At 36.6% G+C, this 23,862-nt stretch carries 20 protein-coding genes and 1 tRNA gene; 11 read left to right on the top strand and 10 right to left on the bottom strand.

All coding sequences use genetic code 11. From position 1 onward, the window contains the following. Window positions 1-2 precede the first annotated feature (2 nt). From BLW28_RS10190 to guaB, 3 genes are all read left to right on the top strand, one after another. Window positions 3-1,367, top strand: coding sequence for an HTTM domain-containing protein (locus BLW28_RS10190; protein WP_073218989.1), 1,365 nt, complete (start codon window positions 3-5; stop codon window positions 1,365-1,367). Window positions 1,368-1,388: 21 nt separating this feature from the next. Next, window positions 1,389-3,992: a TonB-dependent receptor gene (locus BLW28_RS10195; protein ID WP_083540724.1), complete on the top strand. Its 2,604-nt coding sequence runs from the start codon at window positions 1,389-1,391 to the stop codon at window positions 3,990-3,992. A gap of 341 nt (window positions 3,993-4,333) precedes the next feature. Further along, window positions 4,334-5,806 carry an IMP dehydrogenase gene (gene guaB / locus BLW28_RS10200; protein WP_073218987.1) on the top strand — a complete coding sequence of 491 codons (1,473 nt, stop codon included), beginning with the start codon at window positions 4,334-4,336 and terminating at the stop codon, window positions 5,804-5,806. A 102-nt stretch (window positions 5,807-5,908) separates the two neighbouring features. Here the strand turns inward: guaB and BLW28_RS10205 are convergent, their stop codons facing one another. The 3 genes from BLW28_RS10205 to BLW28_RS10215 all read right to left on the bottom strand — a co-directional run bounded on the left by BLW28_RS10205 (window position 5,909) and on the right by BLW28_RS10215 (window position 7,473). Beyond that, entirely contained in the window at window positions 5,909-6,247 is a 339-nt protein-coding gene (locus tag BLW28_RS10205) for a GNAT family N-acetyltransferase (protein WP_317042284.1), read from the bottom strand. 282 nt (window positions 6,248-6,529) lie between these two features. Continuing rightward, a complete protein-coding gene (locus BLW28_RS10210; protein ID WP_073218984.1) occupies window positions 6,530-7,048 on the bottom strand; it encodes an OmpH/Skp family outer membrane protein in 519 nt (172 codons plus the stop codon). 185 nt (window positions 7,049-7,233) lie between these two features. Beyond that, a complete protein-coding gene (locus BLW28_RS10215; RefSeq protein ID WP_073218982.1) occupies window positions 7,234-7,473 on the bottom strand; it encodes a hypothetical protein in 240 nt (79 codons plus the stop codon). A 422-nt stretch (window positions 7,474-7,895) separates the two neighbouring features. On the opposite strand from BLW28_RS10215, the gene BLW28_RS10220 reads away from it, so the two are divergent. From BLW28_RS10220 to BLW28_RS10245, 6 genes are all read left to right on the top strand, one after another. Next, the gene (locus BLW28_RS10220) at window positions 7,896-9,854 is read left to right on the top strand and encodes a peptidylprolyl isomerase (protein ID WP_073219058.1); all 1,959 of its coding nucleotides are present in this window, start codon (window positions 7,896-7,898) and stop codon (window positions 9,852-9,854) included. Further along, window positions 9,851-10,708 carry a peptidylprolyl isomerase gene (locus tag BLW28_RS10225; protein WP_073218980.1) on the top strand — a complete coding sequence of 286 codons (858 nt, stop codon included), beginning with the start codon at window positions 9,851-9,853 and terminating at the stop codon, window positions 10,706-10,708. The genes BLW28_RS10220 and BLW28_RS10225 overlap by 4 nt, the downstream gene beginning before the upstream one ends. Next, a complete protein-coding gene (locus BLW28_RS10230; RefSeq protein WP_234946477.1) occupies window positions 10,701-12,140 on the top strand; it encodes a peptidylprolyl isomerase in 1,440 nt (479 codons plus the stop codon). The genes BLW28_RS10225 and BLW28_RS10230 overlap by 8 nt, the downstream gene beginning before the upstream one ends. Before the next feature lie 16 nt (window positions 12,141-12,156). Beyond that, the gene (locus BLW28_RS10235; RefSeq protein WP_073218974.1) at window positions 12,157-13,110 is read left to right on the top strand and encodes an AAA family ATPase; all 954 of its coding nucleotides are present in this window, start codon (window positions 12,157-12,159) and stop codon (window positions 13,108-13,110) included. A 305-nt stretch (window positions 13,111-13,415) separates the two neighbouring features. After that, entirely contained in the window at window positions 13,416-15,680 is a 2,265-nt protein-coding gene (locus BLW28_RS10240; RefSeq protein WP_073218971.1) for an aconitate hydratase, read from the top strand. A gap of 68 nt (window positions 15,681-15,748) precedes the next feature. After that, window positions 15,749-16,312 (top strand): TlpA family protein disulfide reductase, encoded by a 564-nt coding sequence (locus BLW28_RS10245; RefSeq protein WP_073218968.1) that lies wholly within the window; start codon window positions 15,749-15,751, stop codon window positions 16,310-16,312. Between the two features lie 2 nt (window positions 16,313-16,314). Here BLW28_RS10245 and BLW28_RS10250 read toward each other — a convergent pair whose 3' ends face one another. From BLW28_RS10250 to BLW28_RS10280, 7 genes are all read right to left on the bottom strand, one after another. Then, window positions 16,315-16,899, bottom strand: a complete 585-nt coding sequence (locus BLW28_RS10250; protein ID WP_073218965.1) for an SET domain-containing protein — start codon at window positions 16,897-16,899, stop codon at window positions 16,315-16,317. Window positions 16,900-17,014: 115 nt separating this feature from the next. Beyond that, window positions 17,015-17,716, bottom strand: a complete 702-nt coding sequence (locus BLW28_RS10255) for a lycopene cyclase domain-containing protein (RefSeq protein WP_073218962.1) — start codon at window positions 17,714-17,716, stop codon at window positions 17,015-17,017. A 3-nt stretch (window positions 17,717-17,719) separates the two neighbouring features. Beyond that, window positions 17,720-18,169, bottom strand: coding sequence for a sterol desaturase family protein (locus BLW28_RS10260; protein WP_073218959.1), 450 nt, complete (start codon window positions 18,167-18,169; stop codon window positions 17,720-17,722). Window positions 18,170-18,488: 319 nt separating this feature from the next. Next, window positions 18,489-19,331: a phytoene/squalene synthase family protein gene (locus BLW28_RS10265; RefSeq protein ID WP_073218956.1), complete on the bottom strand. Its 843-nt coding sequence runs from the start codon at window positions 19,329-19,331 to the stop codon at window positions 18,489-18,491. After that, complete coding sequence (locus tag BLW28_RS10270) at window positions 19,328-20,794, bottom strand: phytoene desaturase family protein (protein ID WP_073218952.1); 1,467 nt, start codon at window positions 20,792-20,794, stop codon at window positions 19,328-19,330. The genes BLW28_RS10265 and BLW28_RS10270 overlap by 4 nt, the downstream gene beginning before the upstream one ends. Before the next feature lie 83 nt (window positions 20,795-20,877). Next, window positions 20,878-21,768, bottom strand: a complete 891-nt coding sequence (locus tag BLW28_RS10275) for a MerR family transcriptional regulator (RefSeq protein WP_073218949.1) — start codon at window positions 21,766-21,768, stop codon at window positions 20,878-20,880. Window positions 21,769-21,921: 153 nt separating this feature from the next. Next, a tRNA-Leu gene (locus BLW28_RS10280) sits at window positions 21,922-22,005 on the bottom strand. A gap of 321 nt (window positions 22,006-22,326) precedes the next feature. Between BLW28_RS10280 and BLW28_RS10285 the strand changes: the two genes are divergently transcribed. Then, entirely contained in the window at window positions 22,327-23,109 is a 783-nt protein-coding gene (locus BLW28_RS10285; RefSeq protein WP_073218948.1) for an MlaE family ABC transporter permease, read from the top strand. Beyond that, a complete protein-coding gene (locus tag BLW28_RS10290) occupies window positions 23,110-23,859 on the top strand; it encodes an ABC transporter ATP-binding protein (protein WP_073218945.1) in 750 nt (249 codons plus the stop codon). It begins immediately after the preceding gene. The last annotated feature ends 3 nt before the right edge of the window (window positions 23,860-23,862 follow it).

The raw sequence follows: 23,862 nt of genomic DNA on the forward strand, positions 1-23,862 counted from the left end.
CTATGTTTCCAACGTTTTCAAAATATTTGAATAAAAGCACATCGGCCGCACCTCTTGCGGTCTTTCGTGTGTTTTTTGGGTTGATGATGTTGGTTAGCATCATTCGGTTTATGCTCAATGGTTGGGTTTACAAACTTTATATCGAACCCAAATTCTTTTTCAGTTACTACGGCTTTGAATGGGTTCAACCGCTTGGCGATTACACCTATCTCATTTTTATTATTTGTGGAATAGCCTCTCTTTTTGTGGCTTTAGGCTATAAATACCGATTGGCGATTATTGTTTTCTTTTTAAGCTTCACCTATATTGAGTTGATGGATAAAACTACCTATCTCAATCACTATTACTTTATAAGCTGTGTTGGGTTTTTAATGGTATTTCTTCCTGCAAATGCCTTTTTCTCGCTAGATGCTTATAAAAATCCATCCAAAGCATTTTTAAGAATTCCAAGATGGACGGTGGATAGCATCAAGTTTCTTTTGGGACTAGTTTATATTCACGCAGGTTTGGCAAAATTAAACAGTGATTGGCTTTTTAAAGCAATGCCGTTAAAAATTTGGCTTCCTTCAAAATACGATTTGCCAATATTGGGAGATTTACTGCAACAAGAGTGGATTCATTATGCGTTTAGCTGGAGTGGCGCTACTTACGATTTAATTATTCCATTTCTATTGCTTTATAAACCAACACGTTGGTTTGCGTTTGCCTTGGTTGTTATTTTTCACGTGCTAACCAGGGTTTTATTTCCAATAGGAATGTTCCCTTTTATCATGATTGTCAGTGCGCTAATCTTTTTTGACGCAGGAGTACATCATCGAATTCTCGGATTTATTTCAAGAATATTTCGGATTAATTATTCAAAGGTTATTTCTATGGCCAATGAAAAAAGTTTTCGCTTTAAAAGAAACTTTACGCTTCCAATTGTTGCAATCTTTTTTGCTGTTCAGCTACTGTTACCTTGGCGCTATTTATTGTATCCAAATGAATTGTTTTGGACGGAAGAAGGATTTCGATTTTCGTGGCGCGTTATGTTGATGGAAAAAGCCGGGTATGCACAATTCACGATAAAAAACACAGAAACAGAGGAGCAGTTTGTTGTTGATAACGATGATTTTTTGACTTCTTTTCAAGAGAAACAAATGAGCTTTCAACCCGATTTTATTTTGGAATATGCACATTACTTAGGAAATCATTTCAAAAAGCAAGGTCATGAAAATGTAAGCGTGTTTGTTGAAAGTTATGTAGCCTTAAACGGACGATTAAGTCAACCTTTTATTGACCCAAAAGTTGATTTATTGAAGAAAAATGAGTCCTTTTGCCGAAAAGATTGGATACTGCCGTTTAACGATGAGATTAAAGGATTATAAAAAAAGGTCATCCGACTGAAAATGATAGAATTTAAAACCAATATATTGCGAAAGACCTCACAGGTTTCAGTTGAGACCTCACTGGTTTTTCAAACCTGTGAGGTCTGGGGACACTCAAAGAAGACCCCAAGGGTTTTTAAAACCTTTGTGGTTTGGAACCACGATATTATTCCGAATGAAGTTTTTCATCTTAGCAGAAATCTTTTTCTCACTGTTTTCTTCTTATTTATTACTATTCCTCTTTTCGCGCAGTTTTCCGTCTCGGGAAAAGTGCTTTATAAAGCCAATAATCTGCCTATTCAAAATGCTGAAGTTTACAATCTCGATTTAGGGAAATCGACAATTACCGATACCGAAGGAAGTTTTCAATTCGATAACGTGCCTGCCGGAACCTACGAATTTGCTGTATTTGATATGGAATACAAGGTTTTGAAGGAGTCGATTACTGTTTCTCAAAACACAATTGTAAATTTTGAATTAGAACCCTTGGGCGAACAGCTTTCCGAAGTTGTTATAAAGAGAAGGAAGGAAGAGGTTTTTGCCTTACGCAGTTTAAAACAAGTAGAGGGAACCGCCATTTACGCTGGGAAAAAGAGTGAAGTAGTAGTGATTGATAACCTCACTTCCAATACCGCAACCAACAATGCGCGACAGATTTACGCTCAGGTTGTAGGGTTGAATATTTACGAAAACAATGATGGTGGTCTACAACTTAATATTGGCGGAAGAGGTCTAAACCCAAATAGGACAGCCAATTTCAATACACGTCAAAATGGGTATGATATTTCTGCTGATGTCTTGGGCTATCCAGAGAGTTATTACACCCCGCCAGCCGATGCATTAAGCGAGATTGAAGTGGTTCGTGGTGCGGCTTCGCTTCAGTACGGAACCCAATTTGGAGGGTTGATCAACTTTGTTCTTAAAAAACCAAATCCAGATAAGAAGTTTGAATGGGTTTCCCGGCAATCGTTGGGTTCCTTCAACTTGTTTAATAGCTTCAATAGTTTTAGCGGAACGGCAGGGAAATTGGGATATTACACTTATTATAATTTTAAAACGGGCGATGATTTCCGTCCTAATTCGCAATTCGATTCGCATAACGCCTTTGCACACTTAGACTATGCGTTTTCTGAAAAGACTAAGCTCACTTTTGAAATGAGTTACCTTCATTATTTGGCACAACAGCCTGGAGGCTTAACAGACAGGCAATTTGAAGAAGATCCAACTTTCAGCAACCGCACACGCAACTGGTTTGAAGTAAATTGGAAATTATATTCATTGCGTTTTGATCATAGTTTTTCAGAAAGAACAGATTTTAGCCTAAACGTATTCGCTTTAGATGCCAGCCGAAAAACAGTTGGGTTTAGGGAAAATCGTGTTTCACAAGTAGACGATTTAGAGAAACCACGCGAGTTAATTTCAGGAAACTTCAATAACTGGGGCGCCGAAGCACGAATTTTAACGCGTTATGACTTTTTAGGAAAAGAGAATATAGTTCTTTTTGGAGGGAAATATTACCAGTCAAATAATGATGAGCGTCAAGGTCCAGGAACCAATGGAATGGACGCAAATTTTAATTTTGCTTCCTCCACATATCCTAATTACGAGCGTCAGAGTGATTTTACATTTCCAAATTTAAATTTCGCAGCCTTTGGTGAAAACATTTTTAATCTTTCATCTAAGTTTTCTGTTACACCCGGTTTTCGATTTGAATATATAAAGACTCAAAGTGAAGGTGAGTACAAAAAAATTAATTTTGACATTGCTGGAAACCCGATCTTAAATGAGGACATTCCCGATAATCGTGAATTTGAACGAGCATTTGTGCTGTTGGGCGTTGGTGTAAGCTATAAACCCACAAAACAAACCGAGCTTTACGGAAACTTAAGCCAGAATTACCGATCAGTAACCTTTAATGATATTCGAATAACAAACCCCTCATTGGTTGTTGATCCAGATATTTCGGATGAAGAAGGATATACATTTGATATTGGAGCTCGAGGTCGATTTGGAAAATATGTTTCGTATGATGTTGGTGCTTTTTTCCTGAGTTATAAAGATCGATTAGGTGTGATTGTTCGAGAAGTAAGCGATATTCAAGAAGAACGTTTTCGTGGTAATATTGGCGACGCTATTACGTATGGCTTCGAAAGCTTTGTAGATTGGAATATTTTAGAGACTTTTTCTATTGATAGAAGTTTTAGATTGAACTATTTCGCAAACCTAGCGCTTACAAATAGCGAGTACACTTCTTCAGAAGAAACGAATGTGAAGGGAAAAAAGGTAGAATTCATTCCAGCCGTAAACCTGAAAACAGGACTTGGTTTTGGTTATAAAGATTTTTTGGGAAGCCTTCAGTATACTTATCTAAGTAAACAATTTACAGACGCAACCAATAGCGAGCGTGATTTTGAAAGTCAGAGTGGCATTATCGGCGAAATACCTGCTTATGGAATTATGGATCTCTCGGTATCCTATACGATTGGTCATTTTAAAATCGAAAGCGGCTTAAACAACGTGTTGGATACGAGTTATTTTACACGAAGAGCGACGGGATACCCGGGACCAGGAATTTTGCCAAGCCAACCACGAACTTGGTATGCGACCTTGCAGATGAAGTTTTAGCTTTTAGACCTACAAGGTGTTCCCCGCTTTTGAGCGGGGCTCTTTGTAGGTCTAGTTTTATTTAGACAAGGTTTTTGAAACCGTGCTCGATAATTCAAAATTCTCAATTAAATTCCACAAGGGCTATTGAGGTTTAGGAAATCATCATGATTTTGGCATATCGTTATACCTACAAGTTTTTTGAAATCTTGCAGGACGTATTGAAAACCTTGCAGTATAAAACTGAATTCGGAGTATATATTTCTGAATTAATTCCTGTATATTTGCACGCAATTAATCCATAAACACATTCCGACTTTACTCATCTTCAACTTTGTGCCTCGGAAGTTAATTTAATTGCCATGAACGAACATCAAAATAAAATTTTAGGAGAAGGACTTACTTACGACGATGTCCTTTTAGTTCCCGCTTATTCCGAAGTACTGCCTCGCGAAGTTTCTATCGCTACTAAATTTTCACGCAATATAACGCTTAATGTACCTATTGTTTCCGCAGCAATGGACACTGTTACCGAAAGTGCTATGGCTATTGCTATTGCAAGAGAAGGTGGAATTGGAGTTCTACACAAGAACATGACTATTGAACAGCAGGCGGCTGAAGTTAGAAAGGTAAAACGTGCCGAAAGTGGGATGATTATTGACCCAGTTACGCTTCAAAAGCACAATACAGTTGGCGATGCTCAAAAGACAATGCGGGAGTACAGCATCGGCGGAATACCAATTATTGATGATTCAGGAAAGTTAATAGGAATCGTTACTAACCGTGATCTTCGTTTTGAACGTGATTTGAACCACGAGCTAAGCGAGGTTATGACTTCCAAAAACCTTATTACTGTTGCTCAAGGAACTTCTTTAAAAGAGGCGGAAATAATTCTTCAGAAACATAAAATTGAAAAACTTCCTGTGGTAACAGACGACGGATCACTCCTCGGCCTTATCACATTTAGGGATATTACAAAGCTCACTCAAAAACCTAGTGCCAATAAAGATCAGTTTGGGCGTCTTCGCGTAGCTGCTGCCTTGGGGGTTACTCCAGATGTAATGGAGAGAGCCGAAGCTCTGGTAAATGCACAAATTGATGCAGTTATAATCGACACCGCTCACGGTCATACAAAAGGCGTGGTAGAGGTGTTGAAGCGTGTGAAAGAAAGATTCCCAGAATTGGATGTGGTGGTAGGAAATATTGCTACTCCAGAAGCTGCAAAATATTTGGTCGATGCTGGTGCCGATGCCGTAAAAGTTGGGATTGGGCCAGGTTCTATATGTACTACACGAGTGGTTGCTGGTGTTGGTTTTCCTCAGTTTTCAGCTGTTTTGGAAGTTGCTGCGGCAATTAAAGGCAGCGGAGTTCCAGTGATTGCCGATGGTGGGATTCGATATACTGGCGACATCCCTAAAGCCCTTGCAGCTGGTGCAGACTGCGTAATGCTAGGGTCATTACTTGCAGGAACTAAAGAGTCGCCAGGCGAAACGATAATCTATGAAGGCAGAAAATACAAATCGTATAGAGGAATGGGGTCTGTAGAGGCAATGAAGCAAGGAAGTAAAGATCGTTATTTCCAAGACGTAGAAGACGATATAAAAAAACTTGTTCCCGAAGGAATCGTTGGACGTGTTCCGTATAAAGGAGATTTATTGGAGAGTATGACACAGTTCATCGGTGGATTGAGAGCTGGTATGGGATACTGCGGCGCTAAAGATATTGAAAGCCTAAAAGAAAATGGAAAGTTTGTTAAAATAACCTCTTCAGGAATTGCAGAAAGCCATCCTCATGATGTAACCATAACTAAAGAAGCTCCTAATTACAGTAGATAGGTAGGGTGAAAGGCATTTCTTTTGCCAGATTTTAACTTTAAGATTATAACGAACGATATCGATTAAGCAATTGGTGTCGTTCTTTTTTTGAACTGTGTTAGTTTAATTTTCCCCTCGTTTTTCAAACAACACTTTTTTAATTCCTAATTCGGTATTCCATTGTTTAATTTCAACGAAACCGAGCTTTTTATATAACTCAGTCGCTGGTTTATTATTGATGCCAGTTTCAACAGTAAAAAGGTCGGAATTAAATTTATTGAAAACGAAAAGTAATAACGTTTTCGCTATTCCACGTCTAAAAAACAGGGGGTGCACCACCAAGCTATTTATAGCGGTATGGCTATCATCGTGATTAGCCTCTATAACTCCTGCTAATTCGCCATTTTCAAAGTATCCAAAAAAATCATTCTCGCTTTCTAAATAATTTTCAATAGGTCTTATAAGTGGTGGAAAATCTGTTGACTCTAAAGTCTTGGCTTCAACAGCATACTATAATTGAAAAAGCGAATGTATTTGAATTGCTGTTTCTAGGTTGTTATTATGGAGGGAATGGACCATTAATTTATATCGTACAATTGAAATGTAATAATTATAAAATCATTGAAATATTCATTCTTTAGTTTTAGGCAGGTGTTTTAGCACATTGATTTTGTCCCTGAAAAAACAAAACGTGAAGCATTGTGCACTTCACGTTCTGTTTCTTAAAATAAAGTTGAGATGGGTTTATTCTTCACCTTCCACTTTTTCCTCAATAGTAATACCTAATTCTGCAATAATTGAGGTCGTAAGGTCGTAATTTGGGTCTAGATAGACAACATCTGCGGTAACTTGCATTACTTGTGTAAAACCTTGTGCCTTTGCCACCTTGTCTAAGGCAGCTGCAATTTTACTGTAGAGCGGCTGCAGGAATTCTTGTTGTTTTATTTCCATTAATTTAGCTCCATTTTGCTGAAATTTCTGGATATCATTTTCAATTTCTATCAACGCAGATTGTTTTTCCTTCTTTTGTGCAATTGTCAGTTCTTTTTCTTCTGCTTGGTACGCTTCAGCTAGAGATCTGTATTTGTCAATCTTTTTGTTAAGGTCAAGATCCATTTGTGCTCCATAGGCTTCTAATTGTGATTGCACAGAAGTCATTTCGGGCATGTTGGAAAGTATGTAGTCAATATCAACAGCTCCTACTTTTCCTTGTGAAAATGCAGAAAGGCTTATGAAAAAAATGGCGATTTTTAGAAATCTCATAATTGTAGGTTTAATAAAATTAGTGCGCAAAGTTACTATAAATATTGAAAATGAGGAGGTGCGGAAGATGTTGATCGAGAACAAACTTCGGAATAGGTTCAAATCGCTAAGTTTTTTAAATAGGCACTATTGAGGTTTGAAGTAAGATTTATAGCATATTTGCTTAGATCTATTTATTATCACCGTTATTCTTTATAGTGTTGACCTCGGTTGGGTTTTAAAATTGCTCTTAGATCATCAACCATTTCTTTTTCAACTGCCATATAAGCAATGTGGTGTGTCGAACTAATTTGCTCCACGCCAAGCGGAATGTTGTCAAGTTGTTTAATGGTTATAAATTCTCCTAAATGCTTCACGTGATGCTCAGCTGTAGGCTTGCCATTGGGGCCATGAAAATCCCATATAAATTTTATTCTTTCAGTCATAGTGCTTTGTTTTTGAAATTAGGTCGTATCGAAAAGAAACCTTTTTATTTAGTTGTTTAGCATATTGCAAAGTACGGAATTCAGAAATACATTGTGAAACTACTGCTGTCGTAATTACACATTTTTTTAGGTAATAAATCACGGTTGATTTTTATTGAAATACAAAAATAGGTTGGATAGAAACATTCTTCTAAACAATCTAATTTATTACTGAAATAGTCTGAAGTAAGTAAATGTCTGAGGTGAGTTTATTCACTCATTATTGTAGCTGTTATTTATGCGATTCTAAGGACAATCATTTTAAATTATATTCGTTTATTTTTCGGGCATGAGTTACGTTGCTTTTGCTATTTTTGCAACTTTGTGCGCCAAAGCCATATAAGGGCGCTTGTGGAATCTTTAAAATTAATATTTTAGTAAAAATGAAAAATTTTCTTACTGTATTGTTCTTGGTATTCCTTGGTGGAACCACAATTTTTTCCCAAAACAAGAAAGATGTTTTGTTAACGATAGACGGTACACCCGTTTATGCCAATGAGTTTAAAAGAGTCTATGAGAAAAACCTTGAGTTGGTTCAAGATGAATCCCAAAAGGATATTGATGGCTACTTACAACTCTTCATAGATTATAAATTAAAAATATTTGAAGCAAAGGCCCAAGGTCTCGACGAGGGTGAAGTGTATAAAGCAGAGCTCACCAAGTACCGTGATCAACTTTCACGCAATTATCTCTTCGAAAATAAATTCACAGAAGACTTAGCAAAAGAAGCATACGATAGGGGTAAAGAAGAAATTAACGCCAATCACATTTTGATTAAGGTGAGTTATGAAGCTACGCCACAAGATACCCTTGCGGCATATAATAAAATTAAGTCTATTCGTGAAAAAGCTTTAAAAAATGGAGCCGATTTTGAACAATTAGCAAAAGAAAACTCAGAAGAGCCTAATGCAAAAAGTTCTGGTGGTAAATTGGGATATTTTTCTGTTTTCAATATGGTCTATCCATTTGAAACCGCAGCCTACAACACAAAAGTAGGTGCAGTTTCTGAAATTGTACGCACGAACTTCGGATATCATATAATTAAAGTGAACGACCGTCGCGAAAGACTTCCAAAAGTAGCAGTTTCGCATATTATGATTTCGGATAAAAAAGGCGCTAAAACGTTTGATCCTAAAGAGCGTATTAACGAAATTTCTACAATGTTAAAGCAAGGACAATCTTTCGAGAACCTCGCTAAAGAATATTCAGACGATAAAAACTCAGGAGTAAAAGGAGGGGCTTTAAAACCATTTACTAAAGGAGAACTTCGCGCCCCAGAATTTGAAGAAGTAGCATATCAATTGAAGAATATAGGAGACATTAGTGAGCCTGTAAAAACAGATTTTGGATGGCATATTATTCGCCTAGATGAAATTGTAGCAGATCCAACCTTTGAAGAACAAAGAGTTCAGTTAGAGAAAAAAGTAAAACAAGGAGATCGTGGTAAAGTTGTTATAAATGCGGTTAACAACAAAATAAAAGAAATATACGGTTTTAAAAAAGTAGAAAGTTATTTACCTTTTTTCGATACCTATGTAACAGATAGTGTACTTTCAAGAAAATGGAAAAAAGAGCCTATTGCCGCTGCACAAAACAAAACACTTTTTACCATTGGAAATAAAGCTGTTAAGTATTCAGACTTCGCTTCCTATATAGAAGAAAGACAAGGAACAACAATGCCTTTTAAAGACAAAGAGAAGCTGCTAATTGGAATGTACGATGAGCTTGAAACAAATGAATTAAAAGAGTACTTTAGAGACCAATTAGAAATTGAAAATGAAGAATATGCCGCTATTTTAGGTGAATACCGTGACGGTCTACTCATTTTTGATGTAATGGATAAAAACATTTGGAGTAAGGCCAAAAATGATACAATCGGGTTACAGAACTTCTATAATAAAAGCAAGGAAAATTACCGATGGAAAAAAAGATTAGATGTTGATATTTTTTCAGCTACATCACAAATTTATGCGCAGCGCGTTCAAAAAATGATTCAAGAAGGAATGGCTCCTGAAGATATTAAAACAGAACTTAACCCAGACGGGTCGGTAAACGTATTGCTTACTCAAGGTGTGTTTGAAATAGGCGAAAAAGAACTTCCAGAGAATCTTGATATCAAAAAAGGCGTTTCTTCTGTTTATCCAAGTAATGATTCATTTACAGTGGTAAACGTTAAAGAAATACTTCCTGAGAGCATCAAAGATCTTGAAGATGTTAAAGGAAGGGTTATTAGTAATTACCAAAATGAATTAGAAACTACGTGGATGAATGAGCTTCACGCCAAGTATAAGGTTGAAGTAAATAGCAAAACACTTAGAAAGTTGAAAAGAAGATTGAAGTGAGATTAACGTGGCTTTACATAGCGGTAGCGAGCCTATTGGTGTCGTCTTGTGGGTATTTTGAACAAGAACCGAAAGAGGGAATAGTTGCTCGAGTACACGATGATTACTTATATGTATCCGATATTCAAGCTTTAATTTCAGAAAACACAACGCCAGAGGATAGTACACTTATCGTCAACAATTATATTACGCGCTGGGCTACTCAAAAATTATTGATAGGTCAGGCCAAAATCAACCTTACCAGCGATAAATTAGGAAGGTTTGACAAGTTGGTCGAAGAATACAAAAACGACTTACTTACAGGTGCATATAAAAATGTAATAGTTGGGCAACAATTGGATAGCACAATTACCGAAAGTGAATTTGAAAGCTATTACCAAGAAAATAAAGAGAACTTTAAGCTGAACTATATGCTTCTTAAAATGAGGTTTGTTCAGCTGCCGAAGAGCTATGAAGGCTTTGAGACTATAAAAGAAAAGTTTGTGCGTTACGACCAAAAAGATAAAGAGTTTCTTAGTGATCGCAATCTGCAATTTGCATCCTCAAATTTGAACGATTCTGTTTGGATTAAAAAGGAAGTTCTATTTGAGACGATTCCCATATTGAGATCAGCAAAAGATGAAGTGTTAAAGAAATCAAATTTCACACAATTGCAAGATTCAATAGGAGTATATTTGGTGAAAATTGAAGATATCCTAAACCAAAATGAAATTGCGCCTCTTTCTTATATTAAGCCTACTTTGAGACAGATAATACTCAATAAGCGAAAGCTTGAACTTATTAGAAAACTTGAAACAGATATTACAAGAGATGCCATTGAACACAATAAATTTGAAATTTACAACAATGAATAAATTTTCCCTGTTACTACTTCTATCCACCTGTATTTTACAGGCACAGAATGTAGTAGTTCCTGATAGTACCGGAGTAGTAAAGAGCAGTGATGCTATTACGGTTCCTGCAAAAAACGTTGCTAACGACACCTTAAAACCTTTTGAGCGCTTTAAAGCTGAGGGGATTAACGCAGTGGTTGGCGAATACGTTATACTCGATTCCGATATAGATAAAGGATATCTTGAAATGCAATCTCAGGGAATTTCAGTAGAAGGTATTTCTCGTTGTCGACTTTTAGGAAAACTAATGGAAGACAAACTATATGCACACCAAGCAAAACAAGATAGCTTGATGGTTTCAGAAGCTGAAATTAATTCACGAACAGATCAGCAACTTCAATATATGGCTAGTGAGTTGGGAAGTGAAGAGAAAGTAGCACAATATTACCGAAAAGACAATATTGCCGATCTTCGACAAGAGCTTTATGATGCCAATAAAATCAATGCGTTGGCTACGAAGATGCAGCAAAAAATTATAGATAAAATGGAGGTTACGCCAGAAGAGGTTCGTAGTTTTTTCTATTCCATACCAGAAGATGAACGTCCCGTTTTTGGAGCCGAAATTGAGGTCGCGCAAATTGTAATTGAACCAGAAATTTCGCAAAAAGCAATAGACGATGCCGTTGCCAAATTAAATGAAATGAGAGCAGACATTATAGACAATGGGGCAAGCTTTTCAACCAAAGCTGTGCTGTATTCTAAAGATCCTGGTACCGCAAGTAAAGGAGGTCTCATTACTGGAATTAAGCGCGATTCCCCTCTTGCCAAGGAATTTATGGATCAGACTTTTTCTCTTTTAGAAGGAGAAGTAAGTGAGCCTTTTGAAACAGATTTTGGCTGGCACATACTTTACGTTGAAAAAATTAGAGGGCAAGAAGTAGATGTTCGACACATTCTTGCATTTCCAGAAGTTTCACAAGAAGCAATAGAAGCAGCTCAAAACAAAATTGAAGATATTAGAAAACAAATTGTTGCAGGCGAAATTACTTTTGCTGAAGCAGCACGAAAATACTCCGAAGACAAAGAAACTAGAAATAATGGAGGTCAAATTGTGAATCCACTTACGTTTGATACTAAGTTTGATCTAACCAAAATGGACCCGACCTTTAGTGCACAAGTGTATAACCTAAAAGAAGGAGATGTTTCTAAAGTTATTACCGATCGAGACCGTACGGGTAAAGGATTGCTGAAAATTTACACTGTAACAAGACGTTACCCTGAACACAACGCCGATTATGTTGAAGATTACGAACGTATTAAACAACTTGCTCTTCGCGAAAAACAAATTAAAGAAATTAATAAGTGGCAGGATGAGGTCATCGTAAAAACTTATGTTCACGTTAATGACGATTATCAAGATTGTGATTTTGCTGCAAATTGGTTGAAAAAATAATATTGAAATTAAAGATATGTCAGACGTAACAGCGGTTTCGCAACTTGTTTCCAAATATAATGCACTTCGAACCGAGATAAAAAAGGTTATCGTTGGCCAAGATGAGGTAGTAGAGCAGGTTTTACTAGCTATATTTTCCGGGGGTCACGCCCTTTTAATTGGGGTTCCTGGTCTTGCAAAAACACTATTGGTAAACACTGTGGCGCAGGCGTTAGGATTAGAATTTAAAAGAATTCAGTTTACTCCTGACTTAATGCCAAGTGATATTTTAGGTTCTGAAATTCTCGATAAAAACAGAGAGTTTAAATTTATTAAAGGACCCATTTTCGCAAACATTATTCTTGCAGATGAGATTAACCGTACGCCACCTAAAACCCAAGCAGCATTACTTGAAGCTATGCAAGAGCGATCGATTACTGTCTCTGGGCATCACTATAAATTAGACTTACCATATTTTGTGCTGGCTACGCAAAACCCCATCGAGCAGGAAGGAACTTATCCGTTGCCCGAAGCGCAGTTGGACAGATTTATGTTTGCCATTAACTTAGACTATCCTACATTTTTAGAAGAAGTTGAAGTTGTAAAAATGACAACGGCTGGAACAAATGAAAAAGTAACTCCTTTATTTAATAGTGAAGAAATTATTGGCTTTCAGCAGTTAATTAGACGCATTCCAGTAGCAGACAATGTTATTGAATATGCGGTAGGTCTTGTGGGGAAAACACGACCAAACAGTCCTACAGCGCCTGAAATTGTTAAAAACTATGTCGATTGGGGAGCCGGGCCAAGAGCTTCTCAAAACCTGATTTTAGCTGCCAAAACCAACGCAGTGCTTAATGGAAAATTCTCTCCAGACATCGAGGATGTTCAAAAAACAGCAATCGGAATATTACGACACCGTTTGATTAAAAATTACAAAGCTGAAGCAGAAGGGCTGAGTATTGAAAAAATTATTCAGAGTCTGTTTTAACTATGTCGTTTTATAACTGCCAATTCAATTCAATTCAATTCTTTTCTTCATTTTTATTCAATCGTGAATAGTGTTGGGTAAGTAGTTAACTTCTAAATAGATTCTATCAAGAAATTCTATAAATCTGAATTGTGAATTTCATATTTTAAACAGCTTCTTCTTATGGTTTGTTTATTAAATATTAGCTTAATTGATTATTTAATAAATATATCGCAGTCAAAGAGTCCTTCTGTTAAATACTTTTGAATTATATCAAAATTTTGTATTTTTGCAGAACTTTCAAAAATCTTAAAAACTTACATTATATGGCATTTGATATAGACATGATTAAAGAGGTGTATTCTCAAATGGCTGAGCGTGTGGATAAGGCACGCGAGCTAGTTGGAAAGCCCTTAACTCTTTCAGAAAAAATACTTTATTCTCACCTGTGGGACGGAACTCCTAATAAATCGTTTGAACGCGGAAAGGATTATGTCGACTTTGCTCCCGATCGTATCGCTTGTCAGGATGCAACAGCTCAAATGGCCTTGCTTCAGTTTATGCAAGCAGGAAAAAAGACAGTTGCTGTTCCAACTACAGTTCACTGCGATCACTTAATTCAGGCAAAACAAGGCGCTGCGAAAGACTTAATGCGTGCCAATGAAACGAGTAATGAGGTTTTTGACTTCCTAGAATCTGTTTCAAATAAATACGGAATAGGATTTTGGAGACCAGGGGCTGGAATTATCCACCAAGTAGTTCTTGAAAACTACGCTTTCCCAGGAGGAATGATGATTGGTACCGATAGTCATACTGTAAATGCTGGTGGATTAGGAATGGTGGCCATTGGAGTAGGAGGTGCAGATGCGGTTGATGTAATGGCGGGTATGCCTTGGGAATTAAAATTTCCGAAGCTAATCGGTGTGAAATTAACTGGTAAATTGAATGGCTGGACAGCGTCTAAAGATGTTATCTTGAAAGTGGCTGGAATCCTTACAGTAAAAGGAGGAACAGGAGCTATCGTTGAATATTTTGGACCTGGAGCAAAAAACCTTTCTTGCACAGGAAAAGGAACCATTTGTAATATGGGAGCCGAAATTGGGGCAACCACCTCAACCTTTGGATATGACGATTCTATGGAACGCTTTTTAAGAGCTACCGATAGACACGAAATTGCTGACGAAGCAAATAAAATCCGTGAATACTTAACTGGAGATGATGAAGTATATGAAAATCCAGAAAAATATTTCGACCAAGTAATTGAAATCGATTTATCAACACTTCGCCCACACTTAAATGGGCCGTTTACACCAGATTTAGCAACTGAAGTTGGTGATTTAGGCGAAAAAGCTAGAAAAAATGACTGGCCTCTTAAAGTTGATTGGGGCTTGATAGGTTCTTGTACAAACTCGTCTTACGAAGATTTGTCTAGAGCGGCTTCTATCGCACAACAAGCAATTGATAAAAATTTAAAGTCGAAAAGTGACTTCGGAATTAATCCAGGTTCAGAACAAATTCGTTTTACTGCTGAACGCGACGGACTTTTAGATGTTTTTGAAAATCTTGGCGCTACAATATTTACAAACGCTTGTGGACCTTGTATTGGACAATGGGACAGAAGTGATAGAAAAGGAGATGAGAAGAATACAATTGTACATTCCTTTAACAGAAACTTTTCAAAACGTGCCGATGGTAACCCAAACACCCACGCATTCGTAGGTTCACCAGAAATGGTTGCAGCAATTGCAATTTCAGGTCGTTTGGACTTTGACCCGATGAACGACACACTTATTAACGAAGATGGCCAAGAAGTAAAACTTGACGAACCAGTTGGGCTTGAATTGCCTCCAAAAGGTTTTGCCGTTGATGATAACGGATATTTAGCACCTACGGCAGACGGAAGCGCTGTGGAAGTTAAAGTTGCTCCAGATAGCGAGCGTCTTCAGTTATTAGAGCCTTTTGTGCCGATTAAAGACTCGGAATTACAAGGAGTGAAGTTGTTGATTAAAGCATTCGGAAAATGTACAACAGACCATATTTCTATGGCTGGTCCTTGGTTGCGTTACAGAGGGCACTTAGATAATATTGCAAACAACACCTTAATTGGTGCTGTGAACGCTTTCAATAAGCAAACAAATTTTGTTAAAAATCAACTCACTGGAGAGTATGGCGGAGTTCCAAACGTTCAAAGAGAATACAAGGCTAATGGTATAAAAACCATTGTTGTTGGTGACCATAATTACGGTGAAGGTTCTTCTAGGGAACACGCTGCAATGCAGCCTAGATTTTTAGGTGTAGCTGCTGTTTTAGTGAAATCGTTTGCAAGAATTCACGAAACAAACTTGAAAAAACAAGGAATGTTAGGGTTAACATTTGCTAATGAAGCAGATTACGATTTAATCCAAGAAGATGATACTTTCAACTTTGTTGATATAGCTGACTTTGCACCAAACAAGCCGTTAACAATTGAGATCGTCCACGCTGATGGTAGTAAAGACACTATTAAAGCAAACCATACCTATAATGATGCTCAGATTAAATGGTATCACGAAGGTTCCGCTTTAAACTTAATTAAAAAGCAAAACGCTTAAAATATTTTAATAGGATCTAAACCTCACAGCTCTCCGAGACCTGTGAGGTTTTTTTATTTATATAAATTATGGAGAAATTTTTTAAAAAGCATTGGAGTAATATTCTCTTTGGGGTGTTAGTTGTTTTAATGATAATCCCCCAAACACGGATGCCTATTCAGGTTTTTGTACAACGCCTTATTTCTTTTTCTCCATCAGAAACTTCGGAAGAAAAACGAGAAACACTTCAGGATTACAATTGGTCACTTGTGTCCTTGAATTCAGAAGAAATCAATTTTTCACAATCTCAAGGCAAAGTTGTTGTCGTAAATTTTTGGGCTACCTGGTGTCCACCTTGTGTTGCAGAAATGCCTTCATTTCAGAAACTATACGACGCTTATGGTTCAAACGTAGACTTTTATTTTGTTACTTCAGAGAAGCCTGATAAGGTGAATAGGTTTTTAGAAAAACACAACTACTCCCTTCCCGTATTTTTACAATTTTTTGAAGCTCCAGAGCAGATGCAGTCAAGTGTATTGCCAACAACTTATGTTTTGTCAAAATCAGGGGAAATCGTGGTAAATGAAACAGGAGTGGCAGATTGGAATAGCAAAAAAATAAGAAGCTTATTAGATCGACTTATAGCTGAATAAATTTAGCTTGGATAATAGTTTGTTTTAATAGATTCCATTTCTTTTTTGCCCTTTGCAATTTCTTCAATTTCGTTCCAACGATCTGGAGTAAATAATACGTGTAAAGGTTGCGCTACTTCAATAATTTTCGGGAAGTTTTGAATTAATTTTTTGTCCCAAGTTTTATAGTGCTTCAACAAATCGTCTGGGTAAACTGTTTTTCTTCGCGTTCCTTCATTTATACCTTTAAAAGGCTCGGTTACATTTAAGTATCCATAATCGTCGGTTAGCTCTTCTCCTGCTTGGATATCACGTATTGCAATTTCGAAATCGTAAGCTGTAGAAAGACAGTTGCTTTTAAAACTGTGGTTTACAAAACGTCCATAATCCCAGCATAGCACTAAGTTTCCCTTATTGTTTCGGTAGCTGTAAGTTTCTAATACTTGTTGATATATTGGTTGTAACTTTTTAACTTGGTCAGGAGTAAATTCCCTATCCAATTCATCTAAAACCCACGTAATAGTACCAGCGGGAATAAATTCCTTTGCTACAACACCATAACCAATTTCTTCGCTTATAAGTTTTAGTTCTGTTTTTGGATGTATCATTGCCTATTTTTTATACAAAAATAGTGCGAAAAACAATGTGTAATACGAGTGTAAGCTATTGGATATTATTTATTAAAACTGTTTATTTGCCGATTTTTTCAGAAGAAAAATTTCACTAGTCCTGAATTCTTTTACTGTTCCAAGATTTAAGCTTTTCCATTAATAAAAACACAGTCAAAAGCATTGTAAGTGCGTAAATACTATCTTCAATAGGAACAGTACCGATTCGAATTCCAAGATTTTCAGCATCGTTGTACCATACAACTTGTTCGTCTATCCAACTTCCGGTAAGAAAACCGTTTACAATAAAAAAAGGAATTAAAAGTATGGCGAAAACTGGTAGAAACTCTTTTAACAAATCGCGTTCATTATTAAAAATCCAGGCCAATAGAATTACTGCATATCCAAAATTTACGGCGGTGTACCAACGGTTATAATTATACAATAACACCAAAATCAGTATGGTTTGTAAACTAAAATAAATGATTGACGTGGCTTTTTCTGAAAGTTTAAACTTTGGAAGTAAATTTTTAAACGAATATACAGTGAATAAGCAGGCGTAAGGAATACAAATAAAAAACAGCCATTCTTCAATGGGTAAATTCCCCAATCGTATTCCAGAAAGATATGCTTCATTAAATCCCCAGAATCCATTATGAGTAAAAATGACATCCCACGTTACAAAAAACGCCATCATAAGCAATGTTGCCGGAAAGAAATATTTCCAGAGCTTATAAAATTGAAGTTTTGGGTGAAAACTGAACAAAAATGGAATGCTTAGCGAAGCCAAGTCCAATATAAAGTAAAGATGCCACATGATTTATTTTTTGAAATATTTCAAAGGGGGAAGCAACATTCCGAAACATTCGCCTTTGTCTTTTCCCAAGTGTTTATGATGCATTTTATGTGCTCTTCTAATGCCGCGAGCATATCTATTATTAGCATTTCGGAATAGCTTAAAGCGCTGGTGTATAAAAATATCGTGAACGAAAAAATAAGCCAATCCGTATGCGAAGATACCCAATCCGATAGGCAATCCCGCCCAAAATTCAAAATAGCTCCATCCAATAAAACAACCGATGCTCACTAAAGCATAAAAGAGGAAGAAATAATCATTTCGCTCCCACCAACTGTTGTGGTCTTTTTTGTGGTGATCTTTGTGTAGCGACCATAGAAAGCCATGCATAATGTATTTATGGGTAAACCACGCCATGAATTCCATAAGCGAAAAGGTTGTTACAAATATTAAAATCCAAATTAGGGTAGACATTTTATTATAGTTGTTAAGGCTTTGGTACAATCCCGATGCAATTTATTATCGGGATGGTATTTCTCCGCCATCTTTTTTGACTCGATTTTGAATATAGTGGGTAATGAAAATTGTCTGTACTGTGTCTGGTCGAGCCTACCTTTGTCGGCAGACAGGCGCGGGCTCGAGGTGACATTGTTGGTATAAATCACTTACTTTTACCCACTCAAAATAAGATAGAGCCTCTTTATTTTATTCGTTGATTAAACTAATAGTATTATTTTTTGTTCATTTATAATGTTTCTGAGTATTCCGATGCAATCGGAATGTATCAAAGACCTCACTTCACCAAATTTAATTGATATTTCAGATAGCTGCCGGTCAAAAGTCCGATTTTTTCAATATTCGGAACTCTAATTCTTGAGTTTCTTATTTCGGCTGCAGGAGTTTTTTGTAATTTTTTTAATAACCTTCGATAGTATTTATAGGCCACAAAGACTCCCAATCTTGCTTCGTGTGGTAACTTCAGAATTCCTAGATATCCTTTTTTAAAATTATCTTCAATTTCTAAAATGATTTTTTCTTTTGAGATTTCATCTAAGGTGTTTAGGTCGATATTTGGAAAATAAGTTCGACTTAAAATTTCCTCGTCTTCTTTTATATCGCGTAAAAAATTCACTTTCTGGAAAGCAGAACCCAAATTCGTGGCAGCGTTTTTCAGTTCATCGTATTTTTCGGAATTACCTTTCACAAAAACCTGAAGGCACATCAAGCCAACAACATCTGCCGAGCCATAAATATAATCGTTAAATTCTTCTACAGTAGTGTAAACGCTTTTGGTGAGATCCTGCCGCATGCTACTCATAAAAGTTTGGATTAACTCCCTGTCGATATTGTACTTATGAACGGTATTCTGAAACGAATTTAAAATAGGGTTTAAGCTTATTCTGTCATCTAAAGCAAGCTGTAAGTCTCTTTCAAAACACTCGAAAAGCTTTTCCTTGTTGTATTTATGAAATGAATCGACTATTTCATCGGCAAAACGAACAAATCCGTAAATGTTGTAAATATCTTGACGTATAGATGGTCCCAACATCTTCGTTGCCAAAGAAAAGGAAGTGCTGTAAGCCTGAGTCGTCTTTTTAGAGCACTCGTCTGATAGTATGTCGAATATTTCTTTCACTTTGTGTTGTTCTTATCAATCAATCCTGCGGCTAATTTTCCAGATATTAAAGCTGGTGGAACTCCTGGCCCTGGCACAGTGAGCTGTCCTGTAAAGAATAAGTTTTTTACTTTTCCACTCTTTAATTTTGGTCTTAAAAATGCAGTTTGCAATAACGTATTTGCCAAACCATAGGCATTCCCTTTATAACTATTGTATTCAGAAATAAAATCATTGATGCAAAAGGATTCTTTAAATATAACGTGTTTTTTTACAGTTTGCCCGGTTACTTTTTCTAAACGAGTTATAATTTCTTCAAAATATTCTTCCCTGAGTTCTGGAATATCATTTAGGTCTGGGGCTAACGGAATCAAGAATATACCTGCTTCTTTTCCTTTAGGAGCAAAACAGTCTTCCGTTTTGGAAGGAAAACTTGCATAGAACAATGGTTCTTTAGGCCATTCAGGACTATCGTAAATAGCTTTGGAATGCGCCTCAAAATCAACGTCGAAAAAAAGAGTGTGATGAGCTACGTTATCTATAGGTTTGTCAAAGCCTACATAGAATAGTAGGGCAGAGGGCGCCAATGTTTTTTTATTCCAGTACTTTTCTGAATATTGTCGTAACGATGATGGCAATAAAGTTTCGGTATGATGATAATCTGCACCACTTAAAACGATATCTGTCTTAATCTCATCACCATTTATTACTAAACCAGTTGCCTTACGCTCTTCAACTACAATTTTTTCTACGTGTTGGCTTGTCTTAATTTTAACTCCCAATTCTTTAGCGAGACTAGCAATTCCATCTACAACCGAAAACATTCCATTTTGTGGATGAAAAGTTCCCAATCCAAAATCGGCGTAGTTCATAAAGTTATAAAATGCTGGAGTTCGCGACGGTTTGGCGCCTAAAAATAACACTGGAAATTCTAAAATTGAAATCAATCTTGGGTTGGTAAATTCAGAACGTACTTCTTTACTTATAGTGCTGAAAAATTGAGTGATTTTTTTCGCAGTCTCCACGGTAATTAGCTCCATTGGGGAAACTCCAGGACGATAGACCAAATCTTTAATGGCAATATTATAATTGTCTTGAGCTTTGGCAATAAACTTTTTTAGTTTCACAGAACTTCCAGGCTCTTCAGTTTCAAAAGCGATACATATTTTTTCTAAAGTATCGGCAATAGTGATATAATCGTTATCGCCAAAATAGACCCTATATGCTGGATTTAACTTTAGTAAGGAATAATAATCTGATGGTTTTTTATTGAAGTCTGAAAAGAATTTTTCAAAAACATCTGGCATCCAATACCACGTAGGCCCTAAGTCGAAAGTAAACTCATCTTTCTTTAATTGACGCGCGCGACCGCCAATTGCTTCATTTTTCTCATAAATGGTTACATCGTGACCAGCTTGTGCCAAATAGCAAGAAGCAGCCAAAGCTGAGAAACCAGAACCAATAACAGCAATGTCTTTTTTCATATTGTTTAACAAAAATACAATTTATTTAAACAAAAATGAAAACTGAATAGATTTAATTTTAAGTTAAATTCATTTTCAACACGTTAGAATGACTTTTTAAGGTGATTTTTAAAATGGTCAATCGCCTCAAATAACTTTATGTTTTTATGTTTCGTTTCAAAAGTGCGTACTCTATTTCCTAAGATCCACAGTTCATTTTTTGACCCTACTTGTTCTTGGAAGCTATCGATATACGATTTCAAATTTTCTGTTTCAGGTTGTATTGTAAAGTAACTCACAAACACCGCATTAGGCATTTGTTTTTGTACGTGTTTCAGGCTTTCAATAGGAATGTTTGGACCGAGGTAAAGTGTTGGAAATCCGTTAGAAACTAGTTCGTAATGGGCGTAGAGAAGGCTAATTTCGTGAATTTCGGAGGAAGGGAGGTAAAGAATAAAAATAGGAAAATCTTTTTCTACAATTTGTTTTTTTAACTTGGCAGTTTCAAGAATTAAGCTGTGTTTTATTTTTTCAGAAATAAAATGTTCGTGAGAAGGGTCTATGGAGCCTATGTGCCAGAGTACACCTGTTTTATTCAGTAGCGGTACGAAAATTTTTGAATATACATCGCTGTAGCTCTTTTTTTCTAACAAATTTTTCAGGGTTTCATCAAATTTCTGTCCGTCAAATTCTAACATGGCCGATTTGAACATTTCAAGGCCATAGGTAGCGGCGTGGATTTCCATATCCTCTTTAATCAAGGATTGTATTTGAGCCGGAGTCATTCCCGCAAGTTTTGAAATTTTATAACCTGCTTTATATAAATAGGTGATGTTAAGAAGTTTTTTTAAACTTTCAAGATCGTACTTCCGAATGTTGGTATCCGTGCGATCTGGTTCTAATAAGTGATATCGTTTCTCCCAAATGCGTATGGTGTGCGCCTTTACGCTCGATAGATTTTCAAGATCTTTTATGCTGAATTCCGTTTTTACCACAACTAAAAATTTCGGTTAAAGTACTAAAAAGAATGGAGTTGTGTTTAGTTTTTTTGAAGAATGACTGAACAAATTTTTCGGGAGCTGCAATTTGATTTGTTTCGTTAAAAACAAAGAACCCCGCCAAACAAAGGTTTAGCGAGGCTTTTATAGTACCCGGAATGAGACTTGAACTCACACGCCCGTAAGGACACATGGCCCTCAACCATGCCTGTCTACCAATTCCAGCACCCGGGTAGCGGTGTTGCTAAATTTTCAAATTGCAAGTATGAATTGTTTATCACACTTTTCGCTTACAAGCCTTTTTCTTAGCGGGCACAAATATAAGGTATTTTAGATATTTTGAAGGATGAAAAAATGGGATTAATCAAAAAAATAATTAAAATAGGTTTTTGGTAAGAACCGCATTACAGCATCAAAGCACGTGCTAGAAAAAATTAAAAAGAAATACCCTCATTTTTTCGAGAATCTATTTCAATCACTATGTTACAGGAGTTATGATGTATATCATTCTTTTTCAGTAAAATCCGCCTTATATTTGAGGTTTACCTGTTTCAAATGTCTAGATCAACCTCTTTTTTAGATCGTTCCAAATCATTCTTCGCTGAAATTGGCGATATGACTTTATTTGCCGGACGTTTTTTTCGGGAATTGTTCAGTACGCCATTTGAGTTTAAGGAATTAATCCGCCAATGTTATAATATGGGAATTCGCTCCCTATTTTTAGTAATGGTAACTGGGTTTATTTTAGGGCTGGTATTTACGCTTCAATCGCGCCCCACCTTGGCCGACTTGGGTGCCGAAGCCTGGATGCCTTCTATGATTAGTATATCAATTGTTAGGGAAATTGGACCCGTAATTATTGCTCTTATTTGCGCCGGAAGAATCGGGTCGGGTATAGGAGCAGAGCTTGGCTCGATGCGCGTTACAGAGCAAATTGATGCCATGGAAGTTTCTGGCACCAATCCGTTTAAATACTTAGTTGTAACCAGAATACTTGCGGTTACTTTAATGTTGCCGTTGCTCGTTATAGTTGGCGATGCCGTAGCATTAATAGGTTCTGCAATTATTGAAAATTTAAAAGGCGACGTATCATATACCTTATATTTCAACAAAATTTTTGATGCCTTGAGTTTTAGCGATTTACTTCCCGCAACTGTTAAAACAGTATTTTTTGGGTTTGCAATCGGGCTTGTGGGAACTTACAAAGGATACAATTGTGCAAAGGGAACCGTGGGAGTAGGAGAAGCATCAAATTCCGCTGTGGTGTACACTTCGATGCTCTTGTTTATAATTGATTTTATCGCCGTATTTGTTTCAGACATATTTTTTGAAATCTAGATGAAAAAAGAAAACCAAAAACCTGTACTCGAATTAAAAGACATCCATAAGAGCTTCGGAAAAAACCACGTGCTCAAAGGATTCAGCCTTAAACTTCACGAAGGTGAAAACCTAGTAATCATGGGGAAATCTGGTTCAGGAAAGTCCGTAATGGTAAAGTGTATTGTAGGCCTAATTCAGCCAGACAGCGGTAGCATCACTATTAAAGATCAGAATATTATCACTATGGGGCAAAAGGAATTGGACTTTTTACGAACAGAAATTGGATACCTTTTTCAAGGAAGCGCTTTATACGATTCTATGACGGTTCGAGAAAATTTAGAGTTTCCTTTAAGGCGGCATAAAGATAAAATTGAAAACTTTCAAGGAACCGATGAAGCTGTAAAAGCTGCATTAGAAAGTGTTGGATTGCTGCATACATTAGATTTAATGCCCTCTGAACTTTCTGGCGGAATGCAACGTAGGGTAGCTTTGGCCAGAGCGTTGATTTTAAAGCCCAAAATTATAATGTATGACGAACCAACCACAGGTTTAGACCCAATAACGGCAAATGAAATTATTCAACTTATGCGAAATATTCAAATTGAATATAACACATCATCCCTCATCATTACGCACGATGTAGATTGTGCGCGGGTAATTTCAAACCGAATTATTTTACTGGTAGATGGAATTAATTATGCAGAAGGAACTTACGAGGAACTTTCAAACTCGAGCGATCCTCAAACCAGGGCATTCTTTAAAAATTAAACG

It is taken from the genome of Aequorivita viscosa (assembly GCF_900106795.1).
GTDB classification, from domain to species: Bacteria; Bacteroidota; Bacteroidia; order Flavobacteriales; family Flavobacteriaceae; genus Aequorivita; species Aequorivita viscosa.

What these genes read in the sequence shown, in the direction of transcription:
- guaB (WP_073218987.1), top strand. Translation starts at nt 4,334, where the DNA reads ATGAACGAACATCAAAATAAAATTTTAGGAGAAGGACTTACTTACGAC.
- BLW28_RS10230 (WP_234946477.1), top strand. Translation starts at nt 10,701, where the DNA reads ATGAATAAATTTTCCCTGTTACTACTTCTATCCACCTGTATTTTACAG.
- BLW28_RS10245 (WP_073218968.1), top strand. Translation starts at nt 15,749, where the DNA reads ATGGAGAAATTTTTTAAAAAGCATTGGAGTAATATTCTCTTTGGGGTG.
- BLW28_RS10220 (WP_073219058.1), top strand. Translation starts at nt 7,896, where the DNA reads ATGAAAAATTTTCTTACTGTATTGTTCTTGGTATTCCTTGGTGGAACC.
- BLW28_RS10240 (WP_073218971.1), top strand. Translation starts at nt 13,416, where the DNA reads ATGGCATTTGATATAGACATGATTAAAGAGGTGTATTCTCAAATGGCT.
- BLW28_RS10210 (WP_073218984.1), bottom strand. Translation starts at nt 7,048, where the DNA reads ATGAGATTTCTAAAAATCGCCATTTTTTTCATAAGCCTTTCTGCATTT.
- BLW28_RS10215 (WP_073218982.1), bottom strand. Translation starts at nt 7,473, where the DNA reads ATGACTGAAAGAATAAAATTTATATGGGATTTTCATGGCCCCAATGGC.
- BLW28_RS10270 (WP_073218952.1), bottom strand. Translation starts at nt 20,794, where the DNA reads ATGAAAAAAGACATTGCTGTTATTGGTTCTGGTTTCTCAGCTTTGGCT.
- BLW28_RS10235 (WP_073218974.1), top strand. Translation starts at nt 12,157, where the DNA reads ATGTCAGACGTAACAGCGGTTTCGCAACTTGTTTCCAAATATAATGCA.
- BLW28_RS10195 (WP_083540724.1), top strand. Translation starts at nt 1,389, where the DNA reads ATGATAGAATTTAAAACCAATATATTGCGAAAGACCTCACAGGTTTCA.
- BLW28_RS10250 (WP_073218965.1), bottom strand. Translation starts at nt 16,899, where the DNA reads ATGATACATCCAAAAACAGAACTAAAACTTATAAGCGAAGAAATTGGT.
- BLW28_RS10285 (WP_073218948.1), top strand. Translation starts at nt 22,327, where the DNA reads ATGTCTAGATCAACCTCTTTTTTAGATCGTTCCAAATCATTCTTCGCT.
- BLW28_RS10290 (WP_073218945.1), top strand. Translation starts at nt 23,110, where the DNA reads ATGAAAAAAGAAAACCAAAAACCTGTACTCGAATTAAAAGACATCCAT.
- BLW28_RS10260 (WP_073218959.1), bottom strand. Translation starts at nt 18,169, where the DNA reads ATGTCTACCCTAATTTGGATTTTAATATTTGTAACAACCTTTTCGCTT.
- BLW28_RS10190 (WP_073218989.1), top strand. Translation starts at nt 3, where the DNA reads ATGTTTCCAACGTTTTCAAAATATTTGAATAAAAGCACATCGGCCGCA.
- BLW28_RS10255 (WP_073218962.1), bottom strand. Translation starts at nt 17,716, where the DNA reads ATGTGGCATCTTTACTTTATATTGGACTTGGCTTCGCTAAGCATTCCA.